Annotated in this window: 9 protein-coding genes; 1 reads left to right on the top strand and 8 read right to left on the bottom strand. The window is 67.6% G+C overall.

The features are described from left to right. Positions 1–3: 3 nt before the first annotated feature. From EV147_RS18535 to imuA, 7 genes are all read right to left on the bottom strand, one after another. Positions 4–1,254 carry a hypothetical protein gene (locus tag EV147_RS18535; RefSeq protein ID WP_130392703.1) on the bottom strand — a complete coding sequence of 417 codons (1,251 nt, stop codon included), beginning with the start codon at positions 1,252–1,254 and terminating at the stop codon, positions 4–6. Position 1,255: 1 nt separating this feature from the next. Continuing rightward, on the bottom strand, positions 1,256–2,251 hold the full coding sequence (locus EV147_RS18530) for a T6SS immunity protein Tli4 family protein (protein WP_130392702.1): 996 nt from the start codon (positions 2,249–2,251) through the stop codon (positions 1,256–1,258). 98 nt (positions 2,252–2,349) lie between these two features. Next, complete coding sequence (locus EV147_RS18525; RefSeq protein ID WP_130392701.1) at positions 2,350–4,230, bottom strand: esterase/lipase family protein; 1,881 nt, start codon at positions 4,228–4,230, stop codon at positions 2,350–2,352. Beyond that, positions 4,223–6,724, bottom strand: coding sequence for a type VI secretion system Vgr family protein (locus EV147_RS18520; RefSeq protein ID WP_130392700.1), 2,502 nt, complete (start codon positions 6,722–6,724; stop codon positions 4,223–4,225). Before EV147_RS18520 ends, EV147_RS18525 begins: the two co-directional genes overlap by 8 nt. A 204-nt stretch (positions 6,725–6,928) precedes the next feature. Beyond that, complete coding sequence (locus EV147_RS18515) at positions 6,929–10,354, bottom strand: error-prone DNA polymerase (protein WP_130392699.1); 3,426 nt, start codon at positions 10,352–10,354, stop codon at positions 6,929–6,931. Between the two features lie 18 nt (positions 10,355–10,372). Next, entirely contained in the window at positions 10,373–11,959 is a 1,587-nt protein-coding gene (locus EV147_RS18510; protein ID WP_130392698.1) for a Y-family DNA polymerase, read from the bottom strand. Then, complete coding sequence (gene imuA, locus EV147_RS18505; RefSeq protein WP_130392697.1) at positions 11,892–12,758, bottom strand: translesion DNA synthesis-associated protein ImuA; 867 nt, start codon at positions 12,756–12,758, stop codon at positions 11,892–11,894. The genes EV147_RS18510 and imuA overlap by 68 nt, the downstream gene beginning before the upstream one ends. Positions 12,759–12,993: 235 nt before the next feature. On the opposite strand from imuA, the gene EV147_RS18500 reads away from it, so the two are divergent. After that, on the top strand, positions 12,994–13,317 hold the full coding sequence (locus EV147_RS18500) for a helix-turn-helix domain-containing protein (protein WP_130392696.1): 324 nt from the start codon (positions 12,994–12,996) through the stop codon (positions 13,315–13,317). A gap of 13 nt (positions 13,318–13,330) precedes the next feature. On the opposite strand, the gene EV147_RS18495 is transcribed toward EV147_RS18500, so the two are convergent. Beyond that, positions 13,331–13,828 (bottom strand): DUF1579 domain-containing protein, encoded by a 498-nt coding sequence (locus EV147_RS18495; RefSeq protein WP_130392695.1) that lies wholly within the window; start codon positions 13,826–13,828, stop codon positions 13,331–13,333. Between the last annotated feature and the right edge of the window lie 77 nt (positions 13,829–13,905).

Genomic DNA, 13,905 nt, shown 5'->3' with positions numbered 1-13,905 from the left:
GCTTTACTGCGCATTCGTACCGGCGAGCACGGCGCAGTCGATCTGTTCCTCCCGTCCGACCGCGATGACCTGATGCCCGGCTTCCGCAAGCGTCGCCGCGGCACAGGCGAGCGCCAGCCAGGGCGCCGCGACCCCTGCATCGCCCACCGTCTGATCCAGGTCCGTGGGCAGCGCATCGAGTTCCGCCTTCACGATGGCGGTGCGCAATGCTCCAGCCGGCGTGGCATCGAGGCCGGCGTGCCAGACCCCGGCGATCTTTCCTGACGAGGCCGGCGCCCAGCGCAGCGCCGTCGAAAAAGACTCCTGCGCCTGCTCCGCCCGGCTGCGTACGGGACGATGGAGGCTGGCGCGGCGAGGTATACCGCGCTGCCGCGCCACGCCATCGGGCAGCAGCAACACGGCAGCCCCGGCTTCCGCCATCCCCGGCGCGGGCGAGCCCTTCAGCAAGGGTTGCAACTGCACCGCCACCACGAGTCTGGCGTGCTGATCCTTGTCCGCGAGCAGGCGATCCAGCCATCCGTCGAGCCCGAACAGATCGACCGGCGCCGCGTCGTCGGCCAGCATCAGGCTCCGGGACAGCAGGAGTTCCGAACGTTGCGTCCACAGCGCCCGGTTCTCTTCCGGCGCCAGCCCGTTGGCCACTGCCAGATGCACGTGCAGCGGCAGCGAGGCCGGCAACGCCGCGATGCGCGACGACAGTTCGCCCACCAGTTCGTCGAACAGCCACGCCGTGACGTGGCGGGCGCGATGACGGTCGGCATCGACATGATCGGTCCGCGTTGGCATGCCGGCAACCTCAAGCCACCTGGCCCGGACCGGTTCGGCCCCGACTGCGCGCGGCACCCGCGTCCTGAGTACCAGCGCGCCGTGCCGGATGCCGGTGGCCGCATTCTCGCCCGGCTCCGCCGACACCCGGTACGCCGCGCCCAGCAACGCCAGCGGGATACTCGCCGCGCTGAACACCCACTCGTTGTATTGGCGCACCGCCTCGTTGTGAAGCTCGACCCGCTCCCTGCCGCCCTCATACCAGGCATACCGGCGCAACACGATAAACGCCGGGATGAGCACCGGAAAGATGGTCACGGTCGCCCAGAATCTCAGGGTATCCGTCGGCAGGTCGTCCGGCCAGGCAAGACATATCCAGGCCACGCCCGTCGCCACCATGACGACGAACGCCATGCTCCAGAACCACGGCGACGGCCGCTTGCCCTTGAACACTTCCTCCGCAGGCAGCAGCGAGAAATCAACCGCCATGTCAGAGCGCCCCCGGCCGCAGTCGGAAACTGCCGAGCAGGATGTCCCAGGCTTGCAGGGCGCCGGCCTCATCGACAGCCGACGTGGCCTGCGCAGGCGGAAAATCGTCACGCGGCTTGCTGCCCAGCTGCATCTGAACTTCGGTATAGGGCCGCGCACGATCGCCTTCCACCCCCGGTGCGATCAAATAAAAGCGAAACAGCTCCACGCCGCTCTCCCGCGTCGCCAGCAACACTTCTTCGGCTTCCATGCCGGCGAACTGCCGCTTCCCGGAGCGCAGGATGCGCACCTTGCCGAACAGGCCACCACCCTCCAGCCGCCTGCGTAGATCGGGCAACGACTTGACCAGAGATACCTGCTGGTCGATATCCAGCGAGCTGCGCATCTTGATGATCAAGGCCGCAGGTCCGTCCGAAGGCAGCGTGGAGGCTTGCGTGAGCGACTCCGTGCTGACCGGCGCACCGCCGATGAGCGCGCCCTTGACACAGAAGCCGCGCCCGGTCGGGACGGTCCAGTCGTCACGCGGGGTGGTTTCGCGGTACCAGGCGGTGTCGCGGCGGAGAATCCGTTCCTCCTCTGCTCCGACTAGCGTTTTCAGGGTCAGAAGATTTGTTCCCACGTGGATATAGCCCTCTTGCTCGTAGGCAGCGTCAACGCGGTGAGCATCCTTCTTATGAACGAATATCCGCGATGTCGGAGAGGGAGAGGCCATCAACTGCAGCAACGGGATTTCAGTTTCCACGAAGATCGATTTCAACCCCTTCTCGATTTTTTCCCGATAAGGTATCAGCCGAGTGCGCTTCTGAGCTCTGAGTTCCCGTTCACGTACCTCCATCAAGCGCTGGAAGCCCTGCAAACTGACGTCTGGCTTGAATTCGATGGCACTGCCGGCGTATCCATACCGCTCGGAGTACACGCGGCTTTCCGCGGGACGATCAAAAACCAGGCGTCCGACGCACCAGGGACGCAGGTTGGCAATGACGGGGTTTTCTTTCATGCTTGGCTCGGAGAGGTATGGTTGAGCACATGCCGACAATGCCGCTGTACTCACAGCCAGAAGGACACGCGACAAGCGCAATGAATTGGAGAAAGCCGTCATCGCAAGTGGCCCCCTTTAATCCGATGCACAGCCTGAGCAACACTGTAAAGCGTGGCCCAACGCGACCACGGGTGTTTGAAGCTGAATTGGTGCTCGTAGCCTTGCTGCCTGAAAACCATCTGCACGCCCCGTGCTGGGCTGCCAGCGACACCGGGTATCAGGCCACGCCCTTGGGCTTCGGCTGACCACGCGGGGACTGTGCCGTCGCCGGAAACGATGCCATTGTCCCGCAGACGATCTTTGTAAGGATCGAGCGCGCGTGTCTCGTTCCGCACGATCAGGTTGACGACCTGCCCCGCAACTCGCAGCTTCAGTTTTCCTTCATGGTCGTCTTCTATCAGCTCTGCAGACCTCAATTCTTCCGCTGTCACTTCCTCGGGGATATCGCCCTGCCAAATAACTTTTCCGAATGTCAGGAGGTTCGCAGGCGACTCGCTAATTTCGGATCGTCGTGCGTTAGCAGTCCCTTCGTTGTCTGGCAAGTCAATGGCCCCGTCTCCAAAAAGCGCGTAGGTGTTCGAATGGTACGCGCCACAAAGGGCTTCCTGCCTTTCGACTACAGTCGTCATGGTTTTCTTGTAGTACTCATGCACACTGAGCGGAATACCGGAATCTCTCAGAAACTTCTCCACCACCTTGGCCGGATCCAACAGCGTCTTATCCGGCAAGAGCCCATACCATGCTTCGCTGACATAAAGGTCATTCAACGCCGTCGATTCAGGCAACCGCAACCTCTCGCGTCCCTTGCGATCCACCACGATCCACCACGGTTTCCCATCGATATAGTCCGGCATCGGCGCCAACTCCATCGGGCCCTGCGCGTAGCTCGCGATGGCCACGAACTCGCCCGCATCCCGCCCCATCAGGCTTTGGTTGACCAATCGGTTCTTGAAGTCGTTACCTTCTGCGCCCGTACGGAACCGCTTGGCGAAAACCGGGGCACCGGTAGCAGGCTGCACGCCGTGGATGACGCCAAGGATGTCCTCCGATCCGCCGCACAACACCGAAGCCATACGCGCCACCAATCCCCCCATCGAATGGGTCACCACGATGGCTTTGTCGGTACGGTTCTCCCGGCAGATCTCCCGGATACCCAGGATGCGGTGCTGCTTCTTGTCCTTGTCTTCGTACTCCACCCCATCCAGCACGTCACGCGCCGACAGTTCGTTCGACTGCAGGAAGTTGTAGCCGATGGCATAGACCGGGTAGCGGTAACCCACGAACGTCTTGAACACCTCGGAGTCGAGCGTCAACGCTTCACCCTTTCCGAAACCACCGTACTCCGAGGGATGGGTGCCGAGCACCGGCTTGAGGGCCGTTTCCTCGCCGTCTTCACTCCCTTCGGCCCACTCGCCCTTTGGCACGCCATACTCCATCGGATGGTTGAGCGCGAGGTGCAGCCACTCCAGGGTCGGCTGATAGCTCCACCGGTGGACGGTGCTCCAGCCGCGTCGGCGAGCTTCCGCCGCGTCGAAGCCAAGCTTTTCTGCGTCGATGGAGATCAGCGGGCCGTTCGGATGGACCACGGCCGCTACAGGATCGAACCGCTCCGACCGTGCCGCTGCACTCTGGAACCAACCCGCCACCACGGAGATGAATCCCGCAATGACCGAGAACAGCTCGTCCATGTTCGGGGCATTCCAGATGTCTTCGCCGGTATCCTTGTTGACGAGCGAGCTCCCCATCACCCCAGGCAGGAACACCACCGGAATCGGCGTGCGCGGGTCGCAGTGGATCTCCTTGATGCGCCGGTCGCTGTCCGGCGTCAGCACCGCATGCGCCACCGGAGCGCCATCCGCGTCGAAACCGGCAGGCAGGATCACCGGACCCTCCTCCATTCCAAAGGCCGATGGAGCCAGATCGGGCCGTTCACTCATCGCCGCTCCCCTCCTTCCTCAGCACCCGTACCGTCACCCGTTCCAGATCGAGGTTCTTCTGCGCGGAAGTGCGGCCCATTTCATCGCTGACACCCCGGATGCGCGTTCCGTCGTCGCGGATTACCTCGTACGGATGGTGCTTCAGCAACGCATTGGTAATACTGTTGCGCAGCACGTAGGGGTCATGGAAGGCCGCCTGCTCCGCCTGGTTCATTTCCTGGCTCATCGAACTGGGCCCCTGCCGCCAGAATCCAGCGGACTTGACGATGCGCTCGCCGCGCGTGCCGTCCTCGATGCCGGTGGCGGACATGCGCAGGTACGAGCCGCCGCACTTGAGCACGAGTTCTTCCCTGGCCTCGATCACCACGCACCCGTTGGCGCTGCTGACAAACAGGTTCCGGTCCGCCAGCAACCGCATCTCGTCACTGCGGGCCTGGATTTCCACCTTGCCCCGGGCCGCGCATAGCTTGATGCCGAGCTTCTGCGCGAACATCGAGATCCGCTCGCCGGCAGCCACCGTGAACCGCTTGAGCACGCTCACATCGGCATGGCCGCCGGCCGTGGCGATCAGGTTCTCATGCGCGGTGCATTGCAGGTCGGCGCCCGACACCAGAGCCATGCCGGCCGGGGCGCTGGCCAGCAGGCCAGCACGTTTCAACTGCTCCAGCGTTTCGCTCAGCAGCGCCTGCTGGCGCCGGCAGTCGGCGGCTTCGGCCTGGGCGGTGCGGGCGGCCTCGGCCAATGCCTCACTGGTCTGCAGCGCCTGCTGGAGCAGACCACGGATGTGCTCCATTTCCAGCTGGTTTCCGCCCGCGCCCGATTGGTCGTAGGCGGAGATCAGCACGCCCTTGCCGGCCCGCAGCGCGCCCCAGCCAGCGGTGCGCAGCTCGAACCCCGCGCCGCGCGGCTGCCTGCGGCTGTCTACCAGGCACCCCAGGTTCAGTTGGCTCTTGCCGCTGTGCTCGGTCGACAGCTTGATACCTTCCTGCCCGGCCCAGTCCTCGAAGCGCAGCTTGTTGTTGCGCTGCGTACGAATGACGTTGCGCGACAACCAGCGGTCCCGGCCCGTCACCAGGTCCTCATGCTGGCTGTTGTGCAGGGCATGGGCGATGTAGGGACGGTTCGGATTGCCGTCGTGGAACGCGATGGCCACCTCGGTCCCGCCGATCAGCGGGAAGTGAAAGCCGGTCTGCGACGCCCCGGCGAACGGCTTGGCCAGCCGGAGCGGCACGCATTCGGCACCACGGGGCCATTCGTCGAAATCGAGATCGAAGCGGACCACGTAGTGCCCGGCCCGCGTCAGGTAGGCGTAGTCGTACTTGCCCGGCGAGGTGATCCGGCCGCTGAGCGTGCCGGCGATACGCGGCCACTGGCTCTCGTCCATCGGCAGGCGGAAGCGCCGGCCGGACGGAATGGCCCGGTATCGGTTGCGGTAGGCCCGGTTTCGCCCGCCGGCATGGAAAACCTCGGTGACGACCTGTCCGTCCGGCGCATCGGGCAGTGCGGCGTCAGTGCGCAGGATGCGGGCCGGGCGCAGGCACAGTACGTTGCTCTCGCCCTCATAGACCAACTGCCCGGCCATGGCGGACTCGTGGCGCAGTTGCGCCTCCCACTGCGCGCCGGCAGCGTCGAAGTGATGGGTGCCAAAGACATACGGCTGGCCGTAGTTGCCGGCCTCCTTGCGGGCTATATTGGCGTCGGACCGGAGCCGCTCGTAGGCGTGTTCCGGATGATAGTCAGCCGCCACGAACGACTCCGGCACCGTGCGCGCGTGGGTCCGGAGCACAAACACCGTCTCGGTGCCCGCTTCCAGTCCGGCTGTCTCGCGGTACGGCACGTGCAGCGCCGGTTGATAGAGGTAGTGGTCGATGTCGTCGGCCACCGTGAAGACATCGCCGAACTCCCGGCTGAACTTGCCCGGGACGAAGTAGCTGAACAGGCCCTCCTGCTCCATCAGCAACCGGATATAGGCCCAGTCCGACATCCGGTACTGAAGCCGGAACTTGTGCTCCGGGTAGCTGCGGCGTATCCGGAACGAGAACTGCTGCCCTTCCAGGCCATGGCGGCGCAGGATGGTTTCGATGATCTGCGGCGCCGTCTGGTTCTGGTACACGCGGCTGGCCGTGGCCAGCGTCAGCAGTGCCACCTTCGGCCGCAGTTCGAGGACATAGGTACGGAAGTCACGGGACTCGCCGGTCTTCGAGAACGCCGTGATGCAGCCGCCGAAGGTGCGCGGCTCGGCGCCGTCCGGCGGTGCGATGAGGAACGTGGCGTCGTGGCGCAGGAACGCCGCGCGATCCAACTCGAGCGGGTGGGTCGCCGTCACGGTGACCGTGTAGGGCTCACCCAGCCGCTCGGTCGCCTCGAACGACACGACCGAGAGCCCGGCCGCGGCCGGCGCCCCCAGAACCTCAAGAAAATACGATTGATGCCCGGCCAGGGCGCTGCGCAAACCCTGGCCGGCCGCTGCGAATCCCTCCGCGATCGTGGCCATGCGTTCCCACTCCGATTTCCATCGTGTTCGATTGACGCAGGAGACGGGGGCGCAACGTGCTCACCTGCCGGCAAAAACGCTATGCCGATTCGGGCCGGCTGGGAAGCGCGGCTTCAGCGTATCCGCAACGGATGCGCGGAAAAAAACGAAAATCAATTTCCTGCGATATACGCCAAGGCGGCGCTGCGGCAGGCGTGCGCAGGTTCAGTGGAAATCGCGGCTGTTCACCATCAGCCGGCCCAGCAGGGGGCTCAGGTCCACCAGTTCCTCGGCCACCAGGTGCCGCACCTCGCCCTGCCGCTGCCACGTGCCGATGACGCCGAGCAGCGTGGCGCCGAGCACTTCCTTGCGCTGGCTTTCGACCAGCCCCGGCCAGATGATCACGTTGACCGAACCGGTCTCGTCCTCGATCGACGTGAAGATCGTGCCCTTGGCCGTGCCGGGGCGTTGCCGCACCGTGACGATGCCGCAGGCGCGCACGCGGCGGCCGTTGCCGAGCCGCATCAGTTGTCCGGCCGTGACGTACTTGAGCGCGGCCAGCCGGCGCCGCAGCAGCGCCAGCGGATGGCATTTCAGCGAGAGGCCGGTGCTGGCATAGTCGCCGGCCACGTCCTCGCCGAGCTTCGGCGCCGGCAATTCCAGCGCCGTCTCGGGCGGGGGCGCCTCGTGCAGCAGGTCGTGGTGGGCAGTCTGCACCAAGGCGGCGCGCGCCTGCCAGCGGGCCTGGCGGCGATGGCCGGCCAGTTCGCGCAGCGCATCGGCGGCGGCAAGCACGTCGATATCGTGCGCGTCGAGGCCCGCGCGCCGCGCCAGATCCTCCACGCTGTCGAACGGCCGCGCATCCCGTGCCGCCACGATGCGCCGCGCGGCCGTCTCGCGCATGCCCTTCACGCGGTTCATGCCAAGCCGCACGTCGCGGTAGCGCTGCCCCGCCCGACGCGGCTCCAGCACGCTTTCCCAGCCGCTGACCGTCACGTCCACCGGTTGCGTCTCCACGCCGTGGCGCCGCGCGTCCTGCACCAGTTGCGAGGGCGAATAGAAACCCATCGGCTGGCTGTCGAGCAGCGCGCACAGAAAGGCGTCGGGATGATGGCACTTGATCCAGGAACTGACGTAGACGAGCTTGGCAAAGCTGGCCGCATGGCTCTCTGGGAAGCCGTACTCGCCAAACCCTTCCACCTGCCGGCAGATGCCGAGCGCGAAGGCCTCGGGATATCCATGCGACGTCAGCCCGCGCATCAGCGCGTCCTGGTGCTTCTCCAGCCCGCCCTTGCGCCGCCAGGCGGCCATCGAGCGCCGCAGCTGGTCGGCCTGCCCCGGCGAAAAACCGGCCGCGTCGATGGCCAGCTGCATCACCTGCTCCTGGAAGATCGGGATGCCCAGCGTGCGGCCCAGCACGCGCCGGATCACGTCATCGAAGTAGGTCGGCAGCTTGCCGGTGCGGCGCAGGTCCTCACGCCGCTTCAGGTACGGATGCACCATGCCGCCCTGGATGGGCCCTGGCCGCACGATGGCCACCTCCACCACGAGGTCGTAGTACTGGCGCGGCTGCAGGCGCGGCAGCATCGACTGCTGGGCGCGCGACTCGATCTGGAACACGCCCACCGTATCGGCCTTGCAGATCATGTCGTAGGTCTTGTCGTCGGTCTCGGGCAGGTCTTCCATGCGCGTGGGCAGGCCGGCGCGCTCGGGCTCCGGGTTCGGGATCATCGCCAGCGCGCGGCGGATGGCGGTCAGCATGCCCAGCGCCAGCACGTCCACCTTGAGCAGGCCCAGCGATTCGAGGTCGTCCTTGTCCCACTGGATCACGCTGCGGTCCTTCATCGCCGCGTTCTCGATCGGCACCAGCCGCGACAGCTTGTGCTGCGCGATCACGAAGCCGCCCACGTGCTGCGACAGATGGCGCGGAAAGCCGCGCAGCTGTTCGGTCAGGCTGGCCCATTGCCGCACGGCGGGCGAGTCGGGGTCGAGCCCGTAGCGCGAGATCCGTTCGATGAACGCCGTGCCGCCATCCCACCACGCCTGGCCCTTGACCACCTGTTCCACCACGCTGGGGTCGATGCCGAGCGCGCGCCCCACGTCGCGCAGCGCGCTGCGCGAGCGGTACGAGATCAGCGACGCCGCCAGCGCGGCCCGATGGCGCCCGTACTTGTCGTAGATGTACTGGATCACCTCTTCGCGCCGCTGGTGCTCGAAATCCACGTCGATGTCGGGCGGCTCGTCGCGCTCGCGCGACAGGAAGCGCCCGAACAGCAGGTTGGCCTGCTCGGGACTGACCTCGGTGATGTGCAGGCAGTAGCAGACCAGCGAGTTGGCGGCCGAGCCGCGCCCCTGGCACAGGATGCCCTTGTCCCGCGCAAAACGGACGATGTCGTGCACGGTCAGGAAGAACGGCTCGTAGTGCTTCTCCTCGATCAGCGCCAGCTCGCCGTCGATCTGGGCTTCCCACTCGGGCTCCATGCCGTGCGGAAAACGCTCCCGCGCGCCCTTCTCCACTTCCTCGCGCAGATACCTGATCGGCGTGTAGCCGGGCGGCACGATCTCCTCGGGGTACTCGTAGCGCAGCGTGTCGAGCGAAAAACCGCACTGCGCGGCGATGCGCAGCGTCTGCGCCAGCGCGTCGCGCGGGTAGAGACGCGACAGCACCTGCCGCATGCGCAGATGGGCCTCGGCGTTGGGCGCCAGCGCCATGCCGCACTGGGGCAGCGGCTGGCGCAGCCGGATCGCGGTCAGCACATCGGCCAGCGGCTTGCGCGAGCGCACGTGCATGTTGACGGCGCCGGCCGCCACCAGCGGCACGCCGGTCTCCTGCGCGATGTCCGCCAGGCGTGTGCGATGCAGCGCCTCGGCATGGCCCTGCAGCAGTTCCAGCGCCATCCAGGCACGCTCGCCGAACACCTCGCGGCACCAGCGTGCCTGCGCGCGCAGCACGGCGGCATCGGCGCAGTAGTCGGGCAGCAGGATCGCCAGGCAGTCCGGCATGCCGCGCAGGTGGGCCTGGTCCGGCTGCGGCGCGGCCAGGTCGGACGGATGCAGCAGGTAGCTGCCCTTCTGCGCCCGCGTGCGGCCCAGCGTGATGAACTCGCAGAGGTTGCCGAAGCCTTCGCGGTTGCACGCCAGCAGCACCAGCCGCAGCGGCGGCGTGGGGTCGCCCGGTGCCGGCGCCAGCGTGAAGCGGCTGCCGATGATCAGGTTGAACCCGTCGGCCGCGGCGGCCAGCGTTTCCAGCATGGCATGGCGGCGGACGGCGGCGTCGGGGTCGTCGCCGACACCGGCCGGGTCGCCGTCCTCGCCACCGTCCGCGTCTTCGTCGTCCCCGGCCAGGAAGGCCGCGAGTTCGTCCACATCGTCGATATCCCCGGCCCCCTGCCCGGCCGCCAGCCGCCGCGCGCTGCGCGCGACGGCTTCCCACATTTCCTCGCGCAGCACCTTGATGGCGTGGTGGGCGCGCGCCGTGCCGGCCACCGAGCACTCGTCGGTCAGCGCCAGCCCGCTGTAGCCGAGCCGGAACGCGCGCTCGATCAGCTCCTGCGGGTGCGAGGCGCCATCGAGGAAAGTGAAATTGGAAATGCAGTGCAGCTCGACATAGTCGGGCAGCGACGGCAGCAGCGCAGACAATCCGGGCAGCATGGCAATCCTCCCCGGTTCTCAGGCGAACAGGCCGTGCAGGAACCAGCGGTATTCGCCGCCGTCTTCCTGCCCGTCGCGCATGGGACGGCCCGGGCGTTCGCGGTAGACCCAGCAGCGCAGCCCGTCGGCGCGCTCGGCAATGAAGTAATCGCGCGTGGCCAGCCCGCCGTCCCACCAGCCGGCCTCGATGCGCTCGGGCCGCGTCAGCATCACCAGCGGCCCCTGGTACACGGGGCGATGCTTCTCCACGCGCAGCGCCCGGGGCGCCTCCAGCAGCCAGAGCGGGCGTTCGGGCGGCAGCGGGCCCATGGCCGGCCCGCGCGTCGCAATACGGGCGGGCGGCTCGTCCACGGGGCACCAGCGGTTGGCGCATTCGGGGCGATGATCGGGCAGCGGATGCGGCTGCAGCACGTTGTCGCGGCCCAGGCGGGCCACCAGTGTGTCGATGAGCCGGCCCAGTTCGGCCGGCTCGGCGGCCGGATCGGGAAACAGCGAATCGCTCTGCGGCACGCAGGTTTCCATCGCCTCCACGCGCAGCCCGAGGCCACCTGCCGGCGCGTGGAAATGCACCTTGTCGAGCTTCTCGCGCAGCAGCTTCGACAGGTGCGCGGCATCGCGGCTCGGCTGCGCCAGTGCGAGCGGCACCGGCGTGCTGTCGGTGTCCTCGCCCAGCCGGTAGCGCTCGTGTTCGAGCACCAGCACGCAGCGCGTGACCCCGGCCTGATGCGCCGCCAGCCAGCCCGAGAGCGCCAGCAGCAGCCGCTGCGCGCCGGCCAGCACGCCGTCCACCGATTCGATGCGCCCGGGCAGGTCCATCCGTTGCGCGAATGCGGGCGGCGCCTCGAACCAGACGAAGCCGGCCGGTTCCTGGCCGTAAGCCTGGTCGAGCCGTGCCACCAGCCCGGTGCCGAGCCGGCGCGACAGCCCCGCACGCGGCAGCGCCCGCACCTGCCCCAGCGTGCGGCAGCCGATACCTTCGAGCCATTCCGGATCGGCCAGTGCGTGCAGGCATTCCACGGGCAGGCGGTCCAGCAACCGGGTCATGCGCGCGTGCCGCACCGCGCGGCGCGCCGGCCGGACGATGCCGCGCGCGGTCTTGCGCACCGGCTGGCGCGCGAGCCACGCCGCGCCCTGCGCCGTGGTACCGCAGCCAACCTGCGCGAACGTGCCCAGTTGCCGCACGCGGGCGCGCACGGCGCGGCACAGCGCGCGATGGCCGCCGAACAGGCGCAGGCTGGCCGTGACGTCGAGCAGCACCGTGGCCGCCTCGGGCTCGGGGTCGATCGTCACGCCCGGCGTGAAATGGAGCAGCGTCAGCGCCACCGCCGTCACCAGCCCGCCCTCGGCCACGAGGTCGCGTTCGAGCTGCACCACGTCGGCGGAGAGCGCCTGCACCCCGCCGCGCCGCATGCCGTAGCCCACCCCGAGCGCCATGGCCGGGCCATTGGCCAGCACCACGCGCTCGCGCTCCAGCACCGCCACGGGCAACTGGTGCAGCGTGCCGGTGGCGGTGCCGGAGGCGGGTGCGGCGGCGGGCTCAGGCCAGCTCGGCTGCAGCGCGTCCAGCGGCAGGCGCGGCAGGTGCACCGCGATCCAGAACGTCATCGGCAACATGGGAGGGAACAGCAGAAGAAGCGGCGGAAACGGGAGCGACCGCCGGCACGCCCGTGCGTTGCGGCACGTGCGCCATGCCTTCGAGCGGCAGCAGCAGCGGCGTATCGCGGACCGGGCCGCGCCGCTTGTGGAAGACGATCGACATCTGGTTGCCGGGTTCGGGCGCCAGCGCCAGCCGCAATACCGCCGCCGACGATTCGTGCAGCACGCGCATCGGGCGCAGCACCCACACCACGGTATCGCCGGCCTGCGCCAGCACCTGCAGGCGCCGCAGCGCCTCGGGCCGGGCGCCGGCCAGCCACACCAGCATCGCGCCGAACGCCTGGCTGCGCAGCATCTGCTCGGCGGCCCAGAGCATGTCGGTGCGCTGCGAGGCGATGGTCGCGGCGGCCGTGGGGCGCACCCAGTAGAGCAGGCGCGCGGGCAGCCCGGGCGCCAGCCCGGCACCGTTCGGCAGGTAAGGAGGATTGACCAGACCGATGCGCCGGCCGCTGGCGGCCAGCGTGCGCAGCGCCGGCATCAGCAGGCGCAGCTCGCCCGCGCCCTCCTGCGCCAGCAGCAGCTCGGACACCGCCCCCGCCGGCCAGCCGCCGCCGGGCAGTTCGGCGGTCAGCGCGTCGTAGCCGGTGGGGCACACTGGCAGCCGGCCGGCACGGCCCAGCTGCCCCGCGCGCCACAGGCCGGGATAGCGATGTTCGAGTTCGCGCACGGACGCGCGGGGCTCGGGAAGAGAAGGGGGCGCATGGTCCGCCGCCAGAAGCGACGGCTGCACATGCGGGGACGCAGCCATGGTGACATCGGCGCCGGTCCGCAAGGGCTCGCCGGCATAGGAATTTAACGAATACTGTATGTTTATACAGTATCGGGTCCGATGCAAGAGGGAGTGATGCGATGTGCCGCGTGCGACGCTTTGGGGGTGCCGTTTGCGTGGCTGCCACAGTGGGACGTTATTGAGACGCCACCGATTGCAAACAACTGTCAAGTGTCATTGTGAAGTCTCAGGCAGTGCGGAACAATGCGCTGCTATGAAACGGAATACGCGCGATTGCGTACATCTCCTGATGGAAGGCATGCAGCGGCAGGGTCCCCTGCGCCGCGATGCGCTGGCCGACGCGTGCGGGTTGTCCCCCGAGGAGACCACGCGCGCGCTGAAGGCTGCGCGGCAGATGAGCGTGATCGACCATGTGCCCTACGGTCCCGGCACCCCGCCGGCGGCCGTCTTCTACCAGCTGACCGGGCGGCAACTGCCGCCGGCGCGCAAGAGCACGCGCACCCCGCCGGCGCCTGACGACCGCTTCCAGCCACTGCTGGAAGCCTGGTGGAACAGCAGCGAACTCGACCGGGCCTGAGCCCGGCCCGCTTTTACTTCTCGCGCCGGTAGCGCGCCTCCATGATCTGGGTCCACTGGCCGTCGTCGCCCTGCATGAACGAGGTCAGCGTGCGGTGGTCGTCGTCCTGGAACGCGATCACGTCCCGGTATTTCGCCATCTTGCCCGCCACCACGGTGCCCTCGGGCGTGAACGCCGGCCCATCGGCGCGTAGTGTCAGCGTGCGGCCATCGGCCTCCAGGTCGCCTTCGTAGACCCACATGTGCGTCATCATCGAGCCGATGAAGGTGCCCACGAAGTGCTTGCGCGCGGGGTCGTAGCCCAGCGTCATCACCGTCGTGGCCGGGCCGCAGCCCGGGAAATCGCCCTCGGAACGCGTCTGCACCCAGACGTCGCCGATCTGGCTGACCTGCTCGGGAATCTTCCACTTCTCGGCCGGCGCGTCCGGGCCCATCTGGGCCTCGCCCTCGGCCATCCACTTGCCCACCAGCTTTTGCAGCCAGCGATGTTCGTTGGTGACTTCCGTGTTCATGCAACGTCTCCTTGAGATATGTGTACAACGTACACAAGACTAGGAAACGATCCCGCCGATGTCCACATGTATCGGGG

The organism is Cupriavidus agavae (assembly GCF_004217045.1).
GTDB classification, from domain to species: domain Bacteria; phylum Pseudomonadota; class Gammaproteobacteria; order Burkholderiales; family Burkholderiaceae; genus Cupriavidus; species Cupriavidus agavae.
Note: the sequence above shows the minus strand (reverse complement) of the source record. Positions and strands in the feature narration are given on the sequence as shown.